Genomic DNA, 21,237 nt, shown 5'->3' on the forward strand with positions numbered 1-21,237 from the left:
CCGGCGCGCGGGCGTTTTCGTGGGCGGCACCTCTGGTCAGTGCCATCCCGGCTGGCGCATGCTGCGACGGCACGGCGCGGCGCGAGGTGCCGCCCCATCGGGCTGCGGGCCCGGATGCATGGCGTCGAGGAGCCTGGACGAGATGAGCGCACGCTGGCGGATCGGCTTCGACATCGGCGGCACCTTTACCGACTTCATCCTGGCCGATGCCGAGGCCGGCTCCATCCGGCTGCACAAGTGCCTGACGACGCCGGCCGATCCTTCCATCGGCGCTCTGGAGGGGCTGGCCGCGGTGACCGCCGCAGCGGGCATCGCCCTGTCCGATGTCGGCGAGATCATCCACGGCACCACGCTGGTGACCAACGCGATCATCGAGCGCAAGGGCGCGCGGCTCGGCCTGCTGGCGACCGAGGGCTTCCGCGACCTGCTGGAGATGGGCACCGAGCAGCGCTACGACATCTACGACCTGTTCCTGCAGTATCCCGAGCCGCTCGTGCCGCGGCGCCATCGCCTCGGCGTGCCGGAGCGGATGGATCGCGACGGGCGCGTGGTGACGCCGCTGGACGAGGCCGCAGTAGCGGCGGCAGCGCGCCGCCTGGCGGCGGAGGGCGTGCAGGCCGTCGCCGTCTGCTTCCTGCACAGCTACGCCAACCCGGCGCATGAGCGCCGTGCCGCCGAGATCGTGCAGCGCGAGGCACCGGGCCTCGCCGTTTCGATCTCCTCCGACGTGGTGGCGGAGCTTTGGGAGTACCAGCGCACTGTCACGACCTGCGCCAACGCCTATGTGCAGCCGTTGATGGACCGCTACGTGACGCGGCTCGAACGCGAATTGTGGGCGCGTGGCTTCCGTGGCGCGTTGCGGCTGATGCATTCCGCTGGCGGCCTCGTCTCCCCCGCGGCGGCGCGGGCCTTCCCGATCCGGCTGCTGGAATCCGGGCCGGCCGGCGGCGGCCTCGCGACCGCGCTGTTCGGCACGCGGGCGGGGCACCGGGACGTCATCTCCTTCGACATGGGCGGCACAACCGCCAAGGCCTGCCTGATCGAGGACGGGCGCACCGACATCGCCGCGATGATGGAGGCGGCGCGGGTGCACCGCTTCAAGAAGGGCTCCGGCCTGCCCATCAAGGCGCCGGTCATCGACATGATCGAGATCGGCGCGGGCGGCGGGTCCATCGCGCGCATCGACGAGGTCGGCCTGCTGCGCGTCGGCCCACACTCCGCCGGCGCCGACCCGGGGCCGGCCTGCTATGGGCGCGGCGGGACGGAACCAACCGTCACGGACGCCAACCTGGCGCTCGGCTGGTACGACCCGGGCTTCTTCCTCGGCGGCCGCATGGCGCTGGACGTCGCGGCGGCGGAGCGCGCGCTGGGGACCCTCGGCGCCCGGCTGGGATTGTCGCAGGTGGAGACCGCCTGGGGCATCGCGAAGGTCGTCACCGAGAGCATGGCCGCCGCCGCGCGCGTGCACCTGGTGGAGAAGGGCAAGGACCCGCGGCGCTATGCCATGGTGGGCTTCGGCGGCGCCGGCCCGGCCTATGCCGCGATGGTCGCCCGGGCGCTCGGCGTGCGGGAGGTGATCGTGCCGCCCGCATCCGGCGCAGCCTCGGCGCTCGGCTTCCTGGTCGCGCCGCTGTCCTTCGAGCAGGTGCGCTCCATGCCCGTCGTCTTCGCTCCGGGCTTCGATGCGGCGGCGGTCAACCGCGTGCTGGCGGACCTCGAGGCCGAGGGGCGCCGGCTGCTGGCGGAGGCCGGCGTGCCGGAGGCCGAGATACGCGTGGAACGCGCCGCCGACATGCGGTTGGTCGGCCAGGTGCACGAGATCGCCGTGCCGCTGCCCGCAGGCCCGCTGGACGAGGCACGCCTCCCTGAGATCGCCGACGCCTTCGCCCGTTCCTATACCGCGCGCTACACGGCGGTGTTCCAGGGCGCGCGGCTCGAGGCCATCTCCTTCCGCGTGCGCGTCGTCGGCCGGGAGCCGACGCTGGCCTTGCAGCAGGCGGGCGCGGACGCAGAGGGGCGCCCGAAGCGGAAGGGCAGCCGCCGCGCCTGGTTCGACGGCGCCTGGCACGAGGCTTCCGTCTGGGACCGTTACGCCCTGCAGGAAGGCGACCGCATCAAGGGCCCTGCCATCGTCGAGGAACGCGAGGCCACCACCATCGTGCCGCCGGGCGACGTGCTGCAGGTGGATGCCGGCGGCAACCTGCGCATCGCCGTCGCGTCCGCGCCGATCCCCGATGCCGTCGTCACTCGCGACATGCCGCTGGACGAGGCGATGGCACGGATCGAGGCCGACCCGATCGCGCTGGAGATCATGTGGTCGCGCCTGGTGACGGTGGTGGAGGAGATGTGGCTCACGGTCTGCCGCACCGCCTTCAGCCTGATCATCAGCGAGGCGCAGGACTTCGCCTGCGAATTGCTGGACCCGGAAGGCGAGACGCTGGCCCACAGCCCGCGCGCGATGCCGGTGTTCAACCTGACCGTGCAGCGCGCCGCCCGCGCCCTGCTGAAGCGCTTCCCGCCGGAGACGCTGAAGCCCGGCGACGTGCTGATGACCAACGACCCTTGGCTTTGCGCCGGGCACCTGCACGACCTCGCCATCGCGACGCCGGTCTTCAAGGACGGGCGCATGGTCGCGCTGATGACCTGCGTCGGGCATGTCTCCGACATTGGCGGCACCAAGGACCACCTCCGCGCACGCGAGGTGTACGAGGAGGGATTGCAGATCCCGCCGATGAAGCTGGTGCGCGCCGGGGTGCCGAACGAGGACCTGTTCACGCTGATCGAGGAGAACGTCCGCAACCCCTGGCAAGTGCTGGGCGACATCCACTCCATGGTCGCCGCCAACGCGCTGGGGGCGGAGAGGCTGCTGGCCTTCATGGACGAGTACGGCATGCACGACCTGAAGGCGCTTGCCGCCGTCGTGCAGAACCGCGCAGAGGCGGCGATGCGCGACGCGATTCGCGCCATCCCGGATGGCGTCTACACCTCCACCATCAGCAACAACCCGCTGGGCGAGGTGCTGACCTATCCCCTGAAGGTCACGGTGGACGGCGACTCGATCGAGCTGGACTTCGAGGGAACGCCCGCACAGCTGCCGCGCGGCGGGTTGAACTGCACGCTGAACTACACCGAGGCGCATGCGACCTATCCGCTGAAATGCATGCTGTCGCCCAACGTGCGCGGCAATGCGGGCTGCTACCGGCCCTTCAAGGTGAAGGCGCCGGAAGGGTCCATGCTGAACTGCACCAAGCCGGCGTCGGTGTATCTGCGTACGCGAACGGGCTGGTACATCGCGCCCAACATCTTCCGCGCCCTGTCCCAGGCGGCGCCGCAGCTCGTCCAGTCGATGACGGGACTGCCGGTCTCCATCTCGATGTACGGCCATGATGCGGAGAAGCGTCTCTACTCCGACCACCTCTTCATGGGGGGCGGGCAGGGCGCCTCAGCGCAGGGCGACGGGAAGTCCGCGCTGCTCTGGCCCACCTCCGCCGCGAACACCTCGATCGAGCTGCTGGAGCAGCGTGTGCCCGTGCTGGTGGTGGAGAAGGGCTACGTGCCGGACAGCGGCGGTCCCGGACGGCATCGCGGCGGCCTCGGTCAGGTGGTGCGCGTCCGCAAGCTCGCTGAGGACGGGCTGCCGACGCTGACCTCGCTCTACCCGGAGGGAGTGCGCGTCCGTACGCCGGGCCTGTTCGGCGGCCAGCCCGGCGGCGTCGCCTGGGGCGGCGTGCGCCAGCCCGATGGCGCCATCGTGAAGGACACCGGTACCGGCGATCTCGTCACGCTCACGCGTACCGAGGAGATCGCGGAGGTCCAGCTCTGCGGCGGCGCCGGCTATGGCGATCCGCGCGAACGCAGCTTGGCTGCCATCGCGGCGGACCTGGCGGATGGCTACGTCACACCCGACGGCGCGGTGCGCGACTATGGCGTGGTGCTGCGGTCGGATGGCACGCTCGACGAGGAGGCGAGCCGCCGGCAACGCTCGGCGGCCTGAGAGGGACGGAGGGGAGATGACGATGACGGGCTTCACCATAGGCCGCCGTGGCGCGATCGCGGCAGGGTTCGGCGCGGCCGCGTTGGCCGGCGCTGGCCCGGCGCGGGGCTTCGAACGTGACGGCAGCCGCAAGATCCTGGTCTTCGCCGGCGGGCAGCCGGTTCCCGTGCTCGACCCGCATTCGCGCTACGACTGGTCCACGCGGATGATCCAGCAGTCGGTGTACGACGCGCTGGCGAAATACGTGGACGACCCGCCGCAGATCGTCCCCTGGCTGGCCGAGCGCTGGGAGGCCAACGCCGACCAGACGGTCTGGACCTTCCACCTGGTCGGCAACGCGAAGTTCCACAACGGCGATCCTGTGGATGCCGAGGCGGTACGCTATTCCTTCGAGCGCGGGCTGCGCATGAACAAGGGCGTCGCCTGGATGCTGAAGGACGTGCTGCCGCCGGAGAACATCGCGGCGGTGGATGCGCGCACCGTGCGCTTCACCCTGACGCGCCCGATGCCGAGCTTCCTCACCTTCATCCCGCTCTGGTTCATCGTGAACCCGAGGCAGGTGCAGGCGAACGTCGCCGGTAACGACTTCGGCGAGGCCTGGCTGACCGCCAACACGGCCGGCTCCGGTCCCTTCCGCATGCGCCGTTTCGAACCGCAGTCGGTCATCCACATGGATGCCGTGGCGGACTACTGGAAGGGCTGGCCGCAGGGCGAGCAGCGGCGCCTGTCCGGCGTCATCTTCCGCATCGTGCGCGAGCCGGCAGCGCGCCGCGCCCTGCTGCAGCGCGGCGAGGCCGACATCATCACCGAGATCCCGGCCGACGACTTCGAACAGCTGAAGTCCGCACGCGGCATCCGGCCGGAGGACCATCGCGGCCTGACCACCTTCGCCATCACCATGAACACGACGAAGGGGCCGACGGCGGACATCAACGTGCGCAAGGCCATTGCGCACGCCTTCGACTACGACGCGCTGATCCAGATCCACAACGGCGCCGCAAGCTTGATGACAAGCCCCTTCCCGGAGGCCATCCCTGGCCACGTCCAGGTGCCCGGCATCCCGCGCCGCAACCTCGACCGCGCGCGGCAGTTCCTGGCGCAGAGCCGCTTCCCGAACGGCGGGTTCGAACTGGAATACGTGCATGTGCAGGGGCTCGAGGATCCGCGCCGCATCGGCCTGGCGCTGCTGAATGCGCTGCAGCCGCTCAACATCCGCGTGAACATCGTGGCGCAGCCCTGGCCGACGATGGTCGCGCGCGGCAGCCGGGCGGAGACGGCGCCGGACATGGTCAGCGTGTACGTCACGCCGGTCTCCACCGACCCCGACGTGATCGCCGGCAAGTATCACACCCGTGCCCACGGGAACTTCTGGGGAATGCACCACCTGACGGATCAGCAGATCAGCCAGTGGGTGGACGCGGCGCGCGTGGAGACGGACGAGGCGAAGCGCAACGCGCTCTACGCCGACATCCAGCGCCGCGTGGTGGAACTGCAGCCGGAGATCTTCGGCATGCTGGCCAACCGGCGCTGGCTGATGCGGGACTATGTCCGCGGCTTCCAATACTGCCCGCTGCGCCTGACCGGCGAGGTGGACCTGCATCCGCTGTGGATCGACGCGGCCTGACGTGCTGCGCTTCGTACTGCAGCGGGTGGCGCTGACGGGGCTGATGCTCTTCGGCCTCGTCTGCATCACCTTCGCCGTCTCCAACGTCGCACCGTCCGATCCCGCGGCGCTCGCCGCGGGGCCGGACGCGACGCGGGACATGGTGGAGACGATCCGGCGGGAGTACGGCCTCGACCGGCCGCTGCCGGAGCAATTCGTCCGCTACGTCACCGGCCTGCTGCAGGGCGACCTCGGGCGGTCCATCGTGACCACGCGGCCCGTCGTGCAGGACCTGGCGCGCTACTTCCCGGCCACGCTGGAACTCGTGCTGCTGTCCATGACCTTCGGCGTGCTGATCGGCGTGCCAGCGGGCATGCTCTCCGCAGTGCTGAAGAACCGCGCGCCGGACCATGCGACGCGCTTCATCGCCGTCTCGCTGGTCGCGCTGCCGGCCTTCTGGTTCGGCATCCTGCTGCAACTGCTTTTCTCCGTCCATCTCGAATGGCTTCCGACCTCCGGTCGGCTGGACGTGGCGACGCCTCCGCCGCCGCCCGTCACCGGCATGCTGCTGCTGGACAGCGCGCTCGCCGGCCAGTGGGGGACGCTGGGCGGTGCTCTCTCCCATGCGGTGCTGCCGGCCCTGGTGCTGTCCTTTCCCTGCCTCGCTTCCATCCTGCGGGTGAACCGCGCCGAGATGATCGAGGTGCTGTCCTCCGACTACATCGTCGCCGCGCGCGCGCACGGCGTCTCCCGCCTGCGAATCATCTGCGTGCATGCATTGCGCAACGCCATGCTGCCGACGCTGGCGATCATCGGGCTGCGCTGGGGCTGGATGCTCGGCTCCACGGTCCTGGTGGAGACGGTGTTCGACTGGCCGGGCATCGGGCTCTACGCCGTCTCCTCCGCCATCGCGGGTGACTTCAAGCCGGTGATGGGTGTGACGCTGCTGATCGGCCTCAACTTCATGATCGCCAACCTGGTCGTGGACCTGCTGTACGGCGTGCTGGACCCGCGCCTGAGGACGGCGCAGTGAGCGTCGCTCTCGCCCGCCCGTCCTTCTCGGAACGCCACGCGGCGACGTTGCGCCAGCTGCGCTTCTACGTCTGGAGCTTCGGGCGCAGCCCGTCCTCCATGCTCGGGCTCGCCATCGTCTCCGTCTTCCTGCTGCTCGCGGCCTTCGGGCCCTGGATCGTGCCCTATCCGCTGGACGGGGCCGGCGCGATGAACCTGGGCAACCGCCTGAAGCCGCCGTCCGCCGCGCATTGGTTCGGCACGGACGAGATGGGCAACGACCTGTTCTCCCGCGTCGTGCTGGCGACCCGTACCTCGCTCTGGGTCGGACTGACCATCGTCGGCGTCGCGACGCTGGTGGGCGTGCCGCTGGGCATCGCGGCGGGCTATTTCGGCGGCGTGGTCCGCACCGTGATCATGCGGGTGACGGATGTCTTCCTCTCCGTCCCGGGCATCGTGCTGGCACTGGCGATCGTCGCGGCGCTCGGCCCCGGCATCCTGAACGGCATCGTCGCGCTGTCCATCGTCTGGTGGCCCGGCTATGTGCGCCTGGTCGAGGCGAAGGCGCTGGCGCTGCGCAACGAGCCCTTCGTGGAAGCCGCGCGCTCCGTCGGCGCGGGCCATGCACGCATCCTGGCGCTGCACATCCTGCCCAACTGCACCTCGCCGATCATCGTCAAGGCGTCGATGGACATGGGGCTTGCGATCCTGGCCGCGGCCTCGCTCGGCTTCATCGGCCTCGGCGCCAAGCCGCCGGCGCCGGAATGGGGCGCGATGATCTCGGTGGCGCGCACCTACATGCCGAACTGGTGGTGGTATGCCGTGTTCCCCGGCTTCGCCATCTACCTGACCGTCCTGGGTTTCAATCTGTTCGGCGACGGGCTGCGCGACATCCTGGACCCCAAGAGCAGCCGCGGGTGACCCCGCTGCTGGACATCCGCGGCTACCGCCTGGCCTTCGACGGCTTCGAGGGGCGGGCCGAGGTGCTGGACGGCATCGACCTGGCCGTGCAGCCCGGCGAGACGGTCGGCATCGTCGGCGAGACGGGCTGCGGCAAGTCGGTGCTGGCGCGCTCGATTGCCCGCCTGGTGGAGATGCCGCCCGGCCGCGTCCTCGGCGGGTCCATCGCCTTCGAAGGGCAGGATGTCTTCGCCATGGATGGCCGCGCGCTCGCACGGCTGCGCGGACACGGCGTCGCGATGATCTTCCAGGATCCGATGACCTACCTGAACCCGGTCTTCTCGATCGGGTCGCAGATGGTGGACGTGATCCGCGCGCATGACCGCGCGGAGGGCCGGTCGATGCGCGCGCGGCCGGCTGCCCGCACCCGCGCCGCCGAGCTACTCGCGGCTGTCCGGCTGCCGGAGCCGGACCGCCTGCTCGACCGCTACCCGCATGAGCTGTCGGGCGGCATGCGCCAGCGCGTGCTGATCGCCATGGCGCTGTCCGGCGAGCCGCGGATGCTGGTGGCGGACGAGCCGACCACCGCCCTCGACGTCACCATCCAGGCCCAGGTACTGCGCCTGATTGCGGAACTTGTCGCGACGCGCGGCCTGACCCTGCTGTTGATCAGCCACGACCTCGGCGTGATCGGCGCCCTGTGCCGCCGCGTCGTGGTGATGTACGCCGGCACGGTGGTGGAGGATGCGGACGCGGGGCTGCTGTTCGACCGTCCTCGGCATCCCTATACGCGCGGCCTGCTGGCGGCGGTGCCCGACCTTGCGCGGCCGGACCACCGTGTGGCGGGCATCCCGGGCCACATACCGAACCTGCTCGCCCCACCCGGCGGCTGTCGCTTCCACCCACGCTGCCCCTTAGCGATCCCGCGCTGCGCCGCCGAGAAGCCGGGACTGCGCGACGTGGATGGCCGCAGGGTCGCCTGCCACCGCGCGGAGGAGGCGGCGTGACCGCGCCGCTGCTGGAGGTGACCGGCCTCGCCAAGACCTATCCGCTGAAGGGCGGGCGCGCCGTGCGCGCGGTGGATGGCATCGACCTCGCGCTGACGCCGGGCGAATCGCTCGGCCTCGTCGGCGAGTCCGGATGCGGCAAGTCCACGGTCGCGCGGCTGCTGCTGCGCCTGATCGAGCCGACATCCGGCGTCATCCGCTTCGCCGGCACCAACATTGCGACGCTGTCTGACGCCGCGCTGCGGCCGTTCCGCCGCGACGCGCAGATCATCTTCCAGAACCCGCATGCGGCGCTGAACCCGCGCCGCACCGTCTTCGCCTCGGTCGCGGAGCCGCTGGTGGTGCAGCGCATCGCGAGCGGAACCGAACTGCAGGGCCGTGTCGCAAGGCTGCTGCAGCAGGTCGGCCTGCCGGAGACCTTCCTCTGGCGCTATCCGCACGAGCTGTCCGGCGGGCAGAAGCAGCGCGTCTGCATCGCGCGTGCGCTGGCGCTTGAACCCAAGCTGGTGGTGCTGGACGAGCCGACCAGCGCGCTCGACGTCTCGGTGCAGGCGCAGATCCTGGACTTCCTCCAGGACCTCCGCACGCGCTTCGGCCTGACCTATCTTTTCATCAGCCACAACCTCGCCGTCGTGCGGCAGGTCTGCGACCGCGTCGCCGTCATGTATCTCGGCCGCATCGTCGAGGAGGGGCCGGCCGAGCAGGTCTTCGCCGCGCCGCGCCACCCCTACACCCGGGCGCTCGTCGCCTCCGTCCTGCCGCCGCGGCCCGGTGCGCTGCCGGACGCGCCGCTGGCCGGCGACGTGCCGAACGCCGCGGAGATCCCGCCGGGCTGCCGCTTCGCGCCGCGCTGTCCGCTGCGCATGGAGCGCTGCACGCGCGATGACCCGGCGCTGGAGGGCAACGCGCATCGCGTCGCCTGCTGGGCCGCATAGGCGCCGCTACCCGCTGATCTTGCGGACGTCCTCGCGCCGTTGAAGCCACCAGGCGTAGCTCCGCGGGAGCAGCTCGTGCGGCTTGTCCAGGCCGAGTGCGGCGGCGGCATGAACCGGCCAGTTCGGGTTCCACATCAGCTCCCGCGCCAGGGCCACCAGGTCGCAGCGCCCCTCGCGCAGATAGTCCTCCGCCTGCTCCGCTTCGGTGATGAGGCCGACGGCCATGGTCTGGATCCCGGCCTCGTGCTTGATCCGCTCAGCAAAGGGTACGTGGTATCCGGGGACGCGGGGAACGAGGTGCAGCGTCAGCGGCCCCTCGATCCCGCCGGAAGAGCAGTCCAGCATGTCCACCCCACGCGCCTTCAGCTCGCGCGCCAGGACGATGGTGTCGTCCAGCGACCAGCCGCCCTGCGCTCCATCCACGCAGGACGCGCGGAAGAACAGCGGCAACTCCGCCGGCCAGGCGGCCCGCACCGCCTCCACCAGTTCCAGCCCGAAGCGCATGCGGCCCTGGATGTCGCCGCCGTACCCATCCGCCCGCCTGTTGGTGATGGGGGAGAGGAACTGCTGGATGATGTAGCCATGGGCGCCGTGGATCTCGAGGATACCGAAGCCGGCGTCCAGCGAGCGCTTTGCCGCCTCGACATGCAGGGCCACCACGCGGCGGATGTCCGCCGCATCCATTTCCTTCGGCATCATCGCCCCCTCCTTGAAGGGGATCGGGCTGGGCGCGATGCCGGCCCAGGGCGGCCGGCCGGCGGCGGCGTCTGCTTCGCCAAGGGGCGCGAAGCCGTCCCAGGGCGCGCGCGTGGCGACCTTGCGGCCGGCATGGCCCAGCTGCATCGCCGCGATGGCGCCCTGCCCGCGGATGAAGTCGGTCACGCGCCGCCAGGCGCGCGCCTGCGCGTCGGTGTAGATGCCCGGGCAGTCATAGGTCTTGCGCGAGGTCTCGGAGACCGAGGTCTCCTCGCAGAACACCACCGCCGCGCCGCCCATCGCGAACTTGCCGAGATGCACCAGGTGCCAGTCGGTCGGTTCGCCGTTCACGGCGGCGTATTGCGACATGGGCGAGACGACGATGCGGTTCTTCAGCGTCACGCCGCGGATCGCCAGCGGGGTGAACAGCATCGGCAGGCTGCCCGCCTCGCTGAGCGGCGCTGCGGCGGCGGGGCGGTCGTCGGGCATGGGGGAACTCCTGCGGCGGGTCCTTCGCGGCAGGGCATAGTCCGTCCGTGCCGCGCGCGGCAACCGCCCGTCAGGCCGCGCTGCCCGACGCAGGCGACGGCCTGCGCCGCCGCGCCGGCCGTGCAGCGCCACCAACCCGCAGCCAAGGGCGGCGTTCCAGATGCGGCCCGGCTGCGCATCGGGCAGGATCGGGGCACCCGGGGCCACGCCCCGCCGCTTCGCGGAGACGCCACGCTGCACGCAACCGTTGAGATCGCTGCTCGCATCGATAGCCGCCTCGAACGGCTGGGGCTATCCGCCGAAGAGGCCGACCGGCTGGCCGGGCTGCCACAGGGCAGCGTCGCCGCGCTGGCTCGGGGCGAGGGCCCCTTGCCCCGTGGCGCGGCCCTGCGCCGCCTGGCGGTCGCGCTCGATGTGGGGGAGGAGTTCCTGCTCGGCCTCGAGCCCGGCGACCTGATCCCTGCCGACATGCTGCAGGATCCGCAGGGCGAATTGGGCCTGCCGGCGCCGGACGAGGAGGCACTGCTGCGCCAGTATCGCCGGCTCGACGTGCCGACGCGCGCCGCCGTGCTGCTGCTGGTCACCCGCGCCGCCGGGCCCGAGCCGGAGCCCGACAGGCCACCGCACGCCGCGCGCCGCTCGGCTGGCCGCTCGGGCAGGGCGGCGCTAGCATTGCCGCAGCGCGGGGAGGGCACGGGATGAGACTTCCGCTGGCGGGCGGCATCGACTGCGACGTCCACATCGCGCCGCCTTCCATGCGCGCCCTGCTGCCGCATCTCGATGCCTATTGGCGCGAGCAGATGGTGAATCGCGGGCTGGACCGCGTCGATTTCACGCTCGCGAGCGCTCGCCCCCGCCTGCCCATCGCGGCGCGGCCGGACAGCCGGGGGAATGGCGGCGAACTCGACACGCTGCGCGCCCGGCTGCTGGACCCGCTGCAACTCCGGACCGCGATCTGCCACGCGCTGCACGGCGCGATCGCGCTGCACACCGAGGACATGGCCGCCGCGCTGTGCCGGGCGGTGAACGACTGGGTCGCCGCCGAATGGCTGGACCGGGAGCCGCGGCTGCGCGGCTCCATCCTGCTGCCGCTGCAGAACGTGGAACTCGCCGTGGCGGAGATCGAGCGCCGTGCCGCGGACCAGCGCTTCGTGCAGGTGCTTGCGCTGGCCATGGTGGACCAGCCGCTCGGCCGGCGGCACTACTGGCCGGTCTGGGCCGCGGCGGAGCGGCACGGCCTGCCGCTGGCCATCCATGCCGGCAGCCTGTTTCGCCACGCGCCCTCGGCAACGGGTTGGCCATCCTTCCATGTGGAGGACCACGTGCTGCAGGCGCAGGCCTTCGACGCGCAACTGGCCAGCCTCATCGCGGAGGGCGCGTTCCAGAAATTCGCCGCCCTGAAGGTGGTGCTGCTGGAGAGCGGGCTGACCTGGCTGCCCACCTTCATCTGGCGGATGAACAAGATCTGGCGTGGGCTGCGGGCGGAGGTGCCCTGGGTCAAGCAGCCGCCTGGCGACATCATCCGCGACCGCGTTCGTGTCACGCTGCAGCCGGTGGATGCGCCGGACGACCCGCAGGTGCTGGCGCGGACCCTGGATCACATCGGCGCCGAGCGCATGCTGCTGTTCTCCTCGGACTGGCCGCACTGGCACGACGACCGGCCCGACCCGATCCCGGACGGCGTGCCGGACGCGCTGGCGCGCCGGATGCTGCTGGACAATCCCGCCGAGACCTATCCGCGCCTGTCGCTGCCCGCGGCTCGCGCCACGGAGGCAGCGCGATGAGCACGAACACGCTGGAGCGCAGCGCGGTGGCCGCGAAGCCGAAGCTCTCTCTCGTCGATTGCGACATCCATCCGAACCTGAAGTCGGAGGCGGAGCTGTTCCCCTTCATGGAACGGCGCTGGGTGGAGCACGCGCAGCAGTTCGGCCCGAACAACCACCAGGGCCTGGCCTACACGCTGCAGCATCCGCGCTTCCAGCCGGCCGTCTCGCGGGCGGATGCCTGGCCGCCGGGGGGCGGGCCGCCGGGCTCGGACCTCGACTTCCTGCGCTCCCACCACCTGGACGCGCATGGCATCGCGCATGGCCTGCTGATGCTGTTGCGCCCGACCGGGTGCGACGAGCGCAACCTGGACTTCGCCGCCGCGCTCTGCGCCGCGGCGAATGACTGGCAGCGCGAATGCTGGGTGAAGCCGGAACCGCGGCTGCATGGCGGCATCATGATCCCGCAGGAGGATCCGGCCGCCGCGGTGAAGGAGATCGAGCGCTGTGCCCGCACCGGCGGCTTTGCGCAGGTGAACTTCCCGCCGCGCGCGCTGGAGCCGCCGGGACGGCGCCGCTACTGGTCGATCTACGAGGCCGCGGTGCATCACGGCTTCCCGGTGGGCCTGCATGTCGGCGGCGTGCCCGGCCACCCCACCACCGGCGCCGGCATGCCGACCTACTACCTGCAAGAGCACCACTCCAACATGCCGGGGATGCAGGCGGTGGTGTCCAGCTTCGTCTTCGAAGGCGTGTTCGAACGCCTGCCGGAGCTGCGCATCGTGCTGATCGAGGGCGGCTTCGCCTGGTCGCCGGCGCTGTGCTGGCGGATGGACCGCGCCTGGCGACTAATGCGCGCGGAGGTTCCGCAGGTGCCCCGGCCGCCATCCGAATACGTGCGCGACCACGTCTACTACACCACCCAGCCGATCGAGGAGCCCGACGATCCCGCGCATCTCGGCGAGATCATCGACTGGATCGGGCACGAGCGGATCATGTTCTCCACCGACTACCCGCACTGGGATTTCGACGATCCGCGCTATGCCTTCCGCACGAAGCTGACCGAGGCGCAGCGCGCCGCGATCTTCGGTGGCAACGCCCGCGCCCTCTACCGCCTGCCATGAGCCGCCACATCGTCGCCACGGTGGACGAGATTGCGCCCGGCAGCTCGAAGCTCGTCACCGTGAAGGGGCGCGAGATCGCGGTGTTCAACGTGAAGGGCGAGTTCTTCGCGCTGTTCAACCGCTGCCCGCATGAGGGCGCGCCGCTCTGCAAGGGGCAGGTCGTCAGCCTGGTGGAATCCGACGAGCCCGGCACCTACCGCATGTCGCGCCAGGGCGAGCTGCTGCGCTGCCCCTGGCATGGCTGGGAGTTCGACATCCGCACGGGCCAGTCGTACTGCGACCCGGCGAATACCTGGGTGCGGAAATTCGCCGTGGCGGTGGAACCGGGCGAGCGCCTGGCCAAGGGCCCCTATGTCGCGGAGACCTTTCCGGTCTCCGTCGAGCAGGACTACCTCGTCATCGAGATGTAGCGGCGTGCCTATGCCGGCGGGCGCGCCCCATAGGTGCGAGCGATCTCGGCCAGCCGGTCGTGCAAGCTGCGCAGGTCGGCCGCGAAGCGTTCCGGCGTGGACGGGCGCGGGATCATGCCGAAATCGGCCAGGCGCTGCCGGATCGCCGGCTCCTGGATGATCTCCTGGATCAGCCCGGAGATCCGGCTGCGCAGCGCGTCGGGCATGCCCTTCCAGCCGCAGAAGCCGGGGAATCCCTCCACCTCCAGGCCGGGGAAGCCGGCCTGCGCCACGGTCGGCGTTTCGGGCGCGGCGGGCGAGCGCACGGCATTGGTCACCGCCAGCACGCGCAGCTTCCCCTCCCGCACGAAGGGCAGCAGGTTGGTGGTTAGGGGCATCACCGCCATGTCCACGCGGCCCTCCGCGGTATCGGTCGTGGCTGCGGTCGTCGTGCGGTAGTTGACGAAGCTCATGTCGAGCCCGCTGCGGCGCAGTTCCGCGTTGGTCAGCAGATAGGTCGCGCCCGGCGCGGAACACCAGGTATGCCGACCGGGATTGGCGCGCACGCGCTCGAACAGTTCGGCCATGGTGGTGGCCGGGAAGCGGCTGTTCACTGCATAGGCCAGGAAGTCCGTGGCGATCGGCGCGATCGGCACCAGGTCCGTCCAGGTGTCGTAGGTCAGGTTCTGCATGACCAGCGGCGTCGTCGTGATCGCGCCCGCATGGGTCAGGAACAGCGCGCTGCCGGGTGGCGCCTGCACGAAGGCCTGGATGGCGATGACGCCCTCCGCCCCCGGCCGCGCCTCCACCGGGAAGGGGCGACCGAGCCGGGCCGCCAGCGCGTCGGCGACCAGCCGGCCCATCACGTCGGTGGAGCCCCCGGGCGTGCCGGCGGAGATGACGCGGACGGGGCCTTCCGGCCAGTTCGCCTGCGCCGACGCGCCGCCCGCCAGCAATAGGCCGGGCAGGGCGAGCGCGGCGCGGCGGCCGATGCCGGCGCGGCTGCCGGTCTCTTGGTCGGTCATGGTGGTTTCCTCCTGCCGCAACGGAACCGCAGGACGCCGCGGCGCGCAACAGGCTTCCTGCCGCCCGGCGCTTGACACCGCCAGTCCCCCTCCGCAGCTTCCGCGCAACGTCTTGCGCCGTGTTCGGCCGCCGAGGAGGTTCGTCCACAGATGCTGCGCCAGGAGCAGAACGAGCTGCTGACCCGGACCGGCCCCGGCACGCCGATGGGGCAGCTGTTCCGCAGCTACTGGATCCCCGCCCTGCTGGCCGAGGAACTTCCGGAGGACGACTGCCCGCCGGTCCGCGTGAAGCTGCTCGGCGAACGCCTGCTCGCAGTGCGCGACAGCGCCGGGCGGCTCGGGCTGATCGACGAGTTCTGCGCCCATCGCGGCGTCTCGCTATGGTTCGGCCGCGTGGAGGAAGGCGGCATCCGCTGCCCCTATCACGGCTGGAAATACGATGTGACGGGCCAATGCACCGAGGTGCCGTCCGAGCCGGACGAGAACGGCTTCTGCCGGAAGATCAGGCTGGCGTCCTATCCGCTCATCCGGCGTGGCGACATCCTCTGGACCTACATGGGCCCGAAGGAGACGACGCCGCCCGAGCCGGAATGGGAATTCGCGCTTGTTCCGCCGGAGCAGACCTTCACCTCCAAGCGCCTGCAGGAATGCAACTGGCTGCAGGCGATGGAGGGCGGGATCGACAGTTCCCACGTCTCCTGGCTGCACCGCGGGGCGCTGTCCTCCGACCCGCTGTTCAGGGGCGCGAAGGGCAACCAGTACAACCTGAAGGATGCGAAGCCCGTCTTCGAGGTGGTGGAGGCGCCGGGCGGCCTGTTCATCGGTGCCCGGCGCAACGCGGAGGAGGGCCGCTACTACTGGCGCATCACGCCCTGGGTGATGCCGTCCTTCACCATGGTGCCGCCGCGCGGCGACCACCCCGTGCACGGCCATTTCTGGATTCCCATCGACGACGAGAATTGCTGGGCCTGGAGCTTCGACTACCACCCCGTCCGCGCGCTGACCGCCGAGGAGCGCCAGGCCATGAAGGACGGCCACGGCATCCATGTGCGCTACGTGCCCGGCACCTATCGGCCGCTGGCCAACAAGGACAACGACTACCTGATCGACCGCGCGGCACAGAAGCGCGGCGAGACCTATTCCGGCGTTGCGGGCATCGCCATGCAGGATGCCTCCCTGCAGGAAAGCATGGGCCCCATCGTGGACCGCCGGAAGGAGAACCTGGTCTCCACCGACAACGGCATCATCATGGCCCGCCACCGGCTGATGCGCGCGGCGAAGGTGCTGGCTGAGAAGGGGGTGCTGCCGCCAGGCCGCGATCCCGCGCATCAGCGCGTGCGCTCCGCCGCCGTGATCCTGCCGCCAGACCAGGCCTTCGGCGAGGCCGCGAAGGAGGATCTCAGCGTCCGTCCCGGCCTGCACCACAGCACCGTCTGACCACGATGCCCTCCGAGAGCGCGCGCGCCAGCACGGCCGCCGAGGCGCGGTTCCGCGTCCAGGCGCCGAACTCCGTGCCGCGCAGCGTGGTGGTGGTGGCGCTCGATGGCCCGGGTGCGGACGCCGCCGCCGATCTCGCGGCACGCGCGTGGCGCGGCGCGGCCTTCTGGCATGCGCGCGACTTCGCGCCTGCGCAAGCGAGCCGTCTGGAAGGCTTCCTGGCCGATCTCGCGGGCTGCACGCAGCGTCTGGTGGAGGTGGTGGAGGCCGCCGACCTGGTCGTGCTGCTGACCGGGCCCGCCGGCACCGAGGGGGCGGCTCTGCCGGCGATTGCTGAAGCCGCGGCCGCGCGGCGCGTCACGGTGATCGGCGTGGTGGTCGCCAGCGAGCCAGGCGCTTCCGCCCTGTCACGGAGCCTTGCCGCGCTGCGGCCGCATGTCGCCATGCTCGTCCGCGCGCAGGATCCCGACTACGCGGCGGCGATGCTGGAGGCATTGCGCGCCTGATGCGCCGCACCGTGGTGATCATCGGGGCAGGCCAGGCCGGCGGCCGCATGGCGGAGGCGCTGCGCCAGCGCGGCAGCGATGCGCGCATCCTGCTCGTCGGGGACGAGCCCGAGCCGCCCTATGAGCGCCCGCCCCTGTCGAAGGAGGTGCTGGCGGACGCTTCGGCGGAGGTCGCGGCCCGTCTTGGAGGCGGAGAGCCGCATTGGCGTTCGCTCGACGTCGAGCTCATGACGGGGCTGCGTGCCACCGGGCTGGACCGCGCGGCGCGGCGCGTCGTGCTGAGCGACGGGGGCGCGCTGGGCTACGACACGCTGGTGCTCGCCACCGGTTCGCGGGCGCGGCAGTTGGCACTGCCGGGCACCACCGTGCCGGTGCTCGCCTTGCGGAGCCTTGCCGATGCGCGCGCCCTGCGCGGGCATCTCGGCCCCGGTCGCACCGTTCTGCTGCTCGGCGGCGGCGTGATCGGGCTCGAAGTGGCGGCAAGCGCGACCGCGCGCGGGGCATCCGCGGTGGTGGTCGAGGCCGCGCCGCGCCTCATGTCGCGTTGCGCCTCACCCTTCTTCGCCGACCGGCTACTGGCCATGCATCGTGCGCGGGGCGTCGCCGTGCATCTCGGCGCGCGGCTGGCGCGTGTGGAGGGCCGTGTCGCGACGCTGTCGGACGGCACCCGGGTGGAAGCGGATCTCGTGCTGGTCGGCATCGGCGCCGTGGCGAATGACGAGGTCGCAGCCGCGTCCGGGCTTCCCACCCGGGATGGCATCCTGGTCGATGGGCATGGCCGCACGGCCGACCCGAGCGTGCTGGCGGTGGGCGAGGTTGCCCGGCATCCCCTGGCGCGCTTCGGCATCGCCGACATCCGCCAGGAGAGCTGGCGTCACGCCGATTCGCACCCGCGCGCGGTCGCGGCGGCCCTGCTGGGCGCGACGGCCGCCGCCTATGACGAGGTCCCTGGCTTCTGGTCCGACCAGCATGGCGAGCGCTTCCTGGTGGAAGGCCTGCCAGGGCGCGGCCAGCACGAGGTGCTGCGCGACGCGGACGGCCCGAGGCCCGTCGCCTTCCATCTGGACGCGGAGGGCGCGGTGGTCGGTGCCGCGACGCTCGGCGATACGCGCGCCATGGCGGTGGCGCGCCGGCTGATCGCCGCCCGCGCCCGGCCCGATCCGGCCCGGCTTGCGGATGCCGGGGCAGACCTGCGCGCGCTGCTGCGCTAGATGCGGGTGGCACGAAGGGAGGGCGCAGGCATGACGCAGCGCAGACCGTACCGTCCGACACGGCGCGCCCTGTTCGCGGTGGGTGGCGGCGCGCTGCTGGCGCGGCCAGCCCTTGCCCAGACGGGCGCTTGGCCGAACCGCACGGTACGCGTCATCGCACCTTTCGTGCCGGGCGGCAGTGCGGACACGCTCGGCCGGCTGGTGGCGCAGGAACTGACGACCACGCTCGGCCAGTCCTTCGTGGTGGAGAACCGTGCCGGCGCCGGCGGCGTGGTGGGCAGCCAGCAGGTCGCGCGCGCCGCGCCGGACGGCTACACCTTCGTCATCTCCGGCATCGCCAGCCATGTGGTCGCACCGGTGGTCAACCCGAACGCAGGCTTCGACCCGCTGCGCGACTTCACCCATGTCGCCTTCCTCGGCGGGCCGCCCACCATCCTGGTCGTGGGCGCTCAGCTGCCGGTGCACAACCTCGCTGAGTTCATCGCCCTGGTCCGCGCGGGACGACCGATGAGCTACGGCTCGCCCGGCGCCGGCACGCATGGCCATCTGTTCGGCGTGGCCTTCGCACGCGCCAGCGGCCTGCCCTTGGAACACGTGCCGTATCGCGGTGCAGGCGGCGCCGTCGCCGACCTGATCGCCGGCAACCTGCCTGCCGCCTCCATCACGCTGGCATCGTCGCTGGCCGGGATCCGCGCCGGCCAGTTGCGGGCGCTGGCGGTCACCACGCCGCGACGCACCGCGGTGGTGCCCGATGTGCCGACCTTCGCCGAGCAGGGGTTCCCCGACCTGGTCGGCATCACCTGGTTCGGCCTCTCCGGCCCTGCCGGCCTGCCCGAGCCCATCGTCACCACGCTGAACCGGGAAGTCGTGCGCATCATGGCCGGCCCGCGCATGCGCGAGCGCCTGGCAGCCGACTCCTTCGAGTCCGGCGACTACTCCGCGCCGGCCTTCACGCGCTTCGTCGAGAGCGAGATCGCGCGCTGGGCGCCGGTTGCGCGCGCCGCCGGACTTTCCGCCGAATAGGACCGATCCATGACGCTGCTGGCGCTCTGCGCGACCGACCACGTGCCTGAAGGCGAAGCCCGCCGGATCGAGGCCGGGGGCTTCGACTACGCCGTCTACAACCTGGGCGGCGTGTTCTTCGTGACGCAGAACCTCTGCACGCATGGGCCGGGAAATCTGGGCGAAGGCTTCGTGGAGGGCGACGAGATCGAGTGCGACTTCCACCAGGGCCGCTTCGACATCCGCACCGGCCAGCCGACAGCGCCCCCCTGCACGGAGCCGCTGACCGTGTGGGACGTGACGGTGCGGGACGGACAGGTCTGCATCGATCCCGCCGCGGGCCGGAAGACGTCGTGACCGGCCTGCCCGCCCTGGCGATCGCGCTGGGCGATCCTGCCGGCATCGGGCCGGAGATCGCGCTGAAGACCGCGCTGTCGGAGGAGGTGAGGCGCTTCTGCCGCCCCGTGCTGGTGGGCGATCGGCAGGCGGTCGCACTTGCGGCCGGCAGTTTCGCGCCGGATGTCGCGCTGCGCCCCGTGATGTCGCCACGCGACGCCGCGCCGGTGCCTGGCTGCGTGGACCTGCTGGAGGTTCCGGCCTTCGCGCCGGGCGAACTCGTGCCCGGCAGCGTCACCCCCGGGAATGGTCGCGCCGCGCTGGCCGCCTGCGCCGCCGCCATCCGCGCGGCGCAGGCGGGGGAAGCGCATGCGGTGCTCGCGGCGCCGATGAACCAGACCGCGATCGCTGCCGCGGGCATCGCCTTCGACGGCTATCCCGGCTTCGTCGCGCAGCAGACCGGCCTGCCCCCCGAGGACGTCTTCCTGATGCTGTGCTTCGACAGGACGCGCATCGTGCATGTCACGCTGCACGTCTCCGTCGCCCAGGCGTTGCGGCTGCTGACCCGCCAACGCATCGCGCGCGCGATCACCTCGACCGACGTCGCGCTGCGCCGGCTGGGGATTGCGCATCCGCGTATCGCCGTCGGCGGCCTCAACCCGCATGCGGGGGAGGGCGGGCTGTTCGGCGAGGAGGACCTCACGGTCACGACCCCCGCCATCGACGATGCGCGGGCCGCGGGCGTGCAGGTGGACGGTCCCTTCGGCGCGGACACCATGTTCCACAAGGCGGGCTACGACGCCTTCGTCGTCATGCTGCACGACCAGGGACACATCGCCGCGAAGATGGTGGCGGCGCATCGCACGGCGGGCCTCTCCATCGGCAGCCCGATCCTGTTCTCCTCGGTCGCGCACGGTTCGGGCCACGACATCGTCGGCCAGGGGAAGGCGGATCCGACGGCGATGATCGAGGCGGCGCGGCGACTCTGCGGGGCGGAGACGGGACTGCTGCGCTAGACTTGGTGGCTACGCGCCCGGCGCCACGCCGTCGCGCAGCGTCGCCAGCCAGGACAGGACCTCCGTGCTGGGCAGCACGTCGGCGAACTGGCGGTCCATGTCGAACAGCGCGACGGCGTGGCTCAGCGGAATGCGGTCGAACACCGCTTCCTGCGGCACGATGGCGCGCAGGTTGTAGGACGCGGCGTCGAACACCGTGGCCTGCACGCAGTTGCTGGTGGCGCCGCCGGTGACGATCACCGTGTCCACGCCGCGGTCCAGCAGATAGCCAAGCAGGGGCGTGCCGTGGAACGCCGAGGGCTTCTTCTTGACCAGGACGATGTCGCGCGCGTGGGGCGTAAGCTCCGGCGCGAGTTCCGCGCCGGGGGTGCCGGTCAGGCACCAATGCTGGCTCTGCAGGAGGTCGCGCTTGCGGGCATAGATGCCGATGTCGCGTCCATCCGGATCCAGCTCGAAGCGCGTGAAGAAGCACGGCACGGCAGCGGCCTGTGCAGCGCGCGTCAGGCGCACGATCTCGGCCAGCGCCGCGCGCCCGATGGCGCCGCAGGATGACGGCCAGGCGGCATCCTCGCCCTCGGCGCCGACCATGTAGCGCTGCGCGTCGATCACCAGCACGGCCGGACGCCGACCGAATCCCATGCGACGTCCGAATCGCCCCTTCGCCAGCACGGCGTGATCGGCCTCGGTGAGGAAGGCGTCCCATGGACGTTCGGTCACGACCTGTCCTTTCGTTGACCCCGCGGCCTCGCATTGCCTAGCCTCGCGGCCCGGACGTCAAGGGCGGGAGGCACGC

At 71.4% G+C, this 21,237-nt stretch carries 19 protein-coding genes; 16 read left to right on the top strand and 3 right to left on the bottom strand.

Annotated elements, in window-relative coordinates; translation table 11 throughout:
• The first annotated feature begins 142 nt into the window (after positions 1-142).
• Genes OZN99_RS02750 through OZN99_RS02775 form a run of 6 tightly spaced genes read left to right on the top strand, consistent with a single transcriptional unit; the run spans position 143 to position 9,450 of the window.
• Positions 143-3,994, top strand: coding sequence for a hydantoinase B/oxoprolinase family protein (locus tag OZN99_RS02750; RefSeq protein WP_270933634.1), 3,852 nt, complete (start codon positions 143-145; stop codon positions 3,992-3,994).
• Between the two features lie 22 nt (positions 3,995-4,016).
• Positions 4,017-5,618 carry an ABC transporter substrate-binding protein gene (locus tag OZN99_RS02755; RefSeq protein WP_270933635.1) on the top strand — a complete coding sequence of 534 codons (1,602 nt, stop codon included), beginning with the start codon at positions 4,017-4,019 and terminating at the stop codon, positions 5,616-5,618.
• 1 nt (position 5,619) lies between these two features.
• Positions 5,620-6,630, top strand: coding sequence for an ABC transporter permease (locus OZN99_RS02760; RefSeq protein WP_270933636.1), 1,011 nt, complete (start codon positions 5,620-5,622; stop codon positions 6,628-6,630).
• Positions 6,627-7,529 (top strand): ABC transporter permease, encoded by a 903-nt coding sequence (locus OZN99_RS02765; RefSeq protein ID WP_270933637.1) that lies wholly within the window; start codon positions 6,627-6,629, stop codon positions 7,527-7,529. The genes OZN99_RS02760 and OZN99_RS02765 overlap by 4 nt, the downstream gene beginning before the upstream one ends.
• On the top strand, positions 7,526-8,515 hold the full coding sequence (locus OZN99_RS02770; protein WP_270933638.1) for an ABC transporter ATP-binding protein: 990 nt from the start codon (positions 7,526-7,528) through the stop codon (positions 8,513-8,515). The genes OZN99_RS02765 and OZN99_RS02770 overlap by 4 nt, the downstream gene beginning before the upstream one ends.
• A complete protein-coding gene (locus tag OZN99_RS02775; RefSeq protein ID WP_270933639.1) occupies positions 8,512-9,450 on the top strand; it encodes an ABC transporter ATP-binding protein in 939 nt (312 codons plus the stop codon). The genes OZN99_RS02770 and OZN99_RS02775 overlap by 4 nt, the downstream gene beginning before the upstream one ends.
• Positions 9,451-9,456: 6 nt before the next feature.
• On the opposite strand, the gene OZN99_RS02780 is transcribed toward OZN99_RS02775, so the two are convergent.
• A complete protein-coding gene (locus OZN99_RS02780; protein WP_270933640.1) occupies positions 9,457-10,635 on the bottom strand; it encodes an NADH:flavin oxidoreductase/NADH oxidase in 1,179 nt (392 codons plus the stop codon).
• Between the two features lie 369 nt (positions 10,636-11,004).
• Between OZN99_RS02780 and OZN99_RS02785 the strand changes: the two genes are divergently transcribed.
• From OZN99_RS02785 to OZN99_RS02800, 4 genes are read left to right on the top strand one after another with little or no spacing between them, the layout of a single operon-like run.
• The gene (locus OZN99_RS02785; protein ID WP_270933641.1) at positions 11,005-11,337 is read left to right on the top strand and encodes a hypothetical protein; all 333 of its coding nucleotides are present in this window, start codon (positions 11,005-11,007) and stop codon (positions 11,335-11,337) included.
• Positions 11,334-12,419, top strand: a complete 1,086-nt coding sequence (locus OZN99_RS02790) for an amidohydrolase family protein (RefSeq protein ID WP_270933642.1) — start codon at positions 11,334-11,336, stop codon at positions 12,417-12,419. Before OZN99_RS02785 ends, OZN99_RS02790 begins: the two co-directional genes overlap by 4 nt.
• Complete coding sequence (locus OZN99_RS02795) at positions 12,416-13,522, top strand: amidohydrolase family protein (protein WP_270933643.1); 1,107 nt, start codon at positions 12,416-12,418, stop codon at positions 13,520-13,522. Before OZN99_RS02790 ends, OZN99_RS02795 begins: the two co-directional genes overlap by 4 nt.
• The gene (locus OZN99_RS02800; RefSeq protein ID WP_270933644.1) at positions 13,519-13,932 is read left to right on the top strand and encodes a Rieske (2Fe-2S) protein; all 414 of its coding nucleotides are present in this window, start codon (positions 13,519-13,521) and stop codon (positions 13,930-13,932) included. Before OZN99_RS02795 ends, OZN99_RS02800 begins: the two co-directional genes overlap by 4 nt.
• 8 nt (positions 13,933-13,940) lie before the next feature.
• Here OZN99_RS02800 and OZN99_RS02805 read toward each other — a convergent pair whose 3' ends face one another.
• A complete protein-coding gene (locus OZN99_RS02805; protein ID WP_270933645.1) occupies positions 13,941-14,936 on the bottom strand; it encodes a Bug family tripartite tricarboxylate transporter substrate binding protein in 996 nt (331 codons plus the stop codon).
• A 150-nt stretch (positions 14,937-15,086) separates the two neighbouring features.
• Between OZN99_RS02805 and OZN99_RS02810 the strand changes: the two genes are divergently transcribed.
• From OZN99_RS02810 to OZN99_RS02835, 6 genes are read left to right on the top strand one after another with little or no spacing between them, the layout of a single operon-like run.
• The gene (locus OZN99_RS02810; protein WP_270933646.1) at positions 15,087-16,373 is read left to right on the top strand and encodes an aromatic ring-hydroxylating dioxygenase subunit alpha; all 1,287 of its coding nucleotides are present in this window, start codon (positions 15,087-15,089) and stop codon (positions 16,371-16,373) included.
• 5 nt (positions 16,374-16,378) lie between these two features.
• Entirely contained in the window at positions 16,379-16,879 is a 501-nt protein-coding gene (locus tag OZN99_RS02815) for a hypothetical protein (protein WP_270933647.1), read from the top strand.
• Entirely contained in the window at positions 16,879-18,090 is a 1,212-nt protein-coding gene (locus OZN99_RS02820) for an NAD(P)/FAD-dependent oxidoreductase (protein WP_270933648.1), read from the top strand. The genes OZN99_RS02815 and OZN99_RS02820 overlap by 1 nt, the downstream gene beginning before the upstream one ends.
• 30 nt (positions 18,091-18,120) lie before the next feature.
• Positions 18,121-19,113 carry a Bug family tripartite tricarboxylate transporter substrate binding protein gene (locus OZN99_RS02825; protein WP_270933649.1) on the top strand — a complete coding sequence of 331 codons (993 nt, stop codon included), beginning with the start codon at positions 18,121-18,123 and terminating at the stop codon, positions 19,111-19,113.
• Positions 19,114-19,122: 9 nt separating this feature from the next.
• Entirely contained in the window at positions 19,123-19,449 is a 327-nt protein-coding gene (locus OZN99_RS02830) for a non-heme iron oxygenase ferredoxin subunit (RefSeq protein WP_270933650.1), read from the top strand.
• The gene (locus tag OZN99_RS02835; protein WP_270933651.1) at positions 19,446-20,444 is read left to right on the top strand and encodes a PdxA family dehydrogenase; all 999 of its coding nucleotides are present in this window, start codon (positions 19,446-19,448) and stop codon (positions 20,442-20,444) included. The genes OZN99_RS02830 and OZN99_RS02835 overlap by 4 nt, the downstream gene beginning before the upstream one ends.
• Positions 20,445-20,453: 9 nt before the next feature.
• Here OZN99_RS02835 and OZN99_RS02840 read toward each other — a convergent pair whose 3' ends face one another.
• The gene (locus OZN99_RS02840) at positions 20,454-21,161 is read right to left on the bottom strand and encodes a cysteine hydrolase family protein (RefSeq protein WP_270933652.1); all 708 of its coding nucleotides are present in this window, start codon (positions 21,159-21,161) and stop codon (positions 20,454-20,456) included.
• Positions 21,162-21,237 lie beyond the last annotated feature (76 nt).

The sequence above is a fragment of the Falsiroseomonas oryzae genome, assembly GCF_027856955.1.
GTDB lineage: Bacteria > Pseudomonadota > Alphaproteobacteria > Acetobacterales > Acetobacteraceae > Falsiroseomonas > Falsiroseomonas oryzae.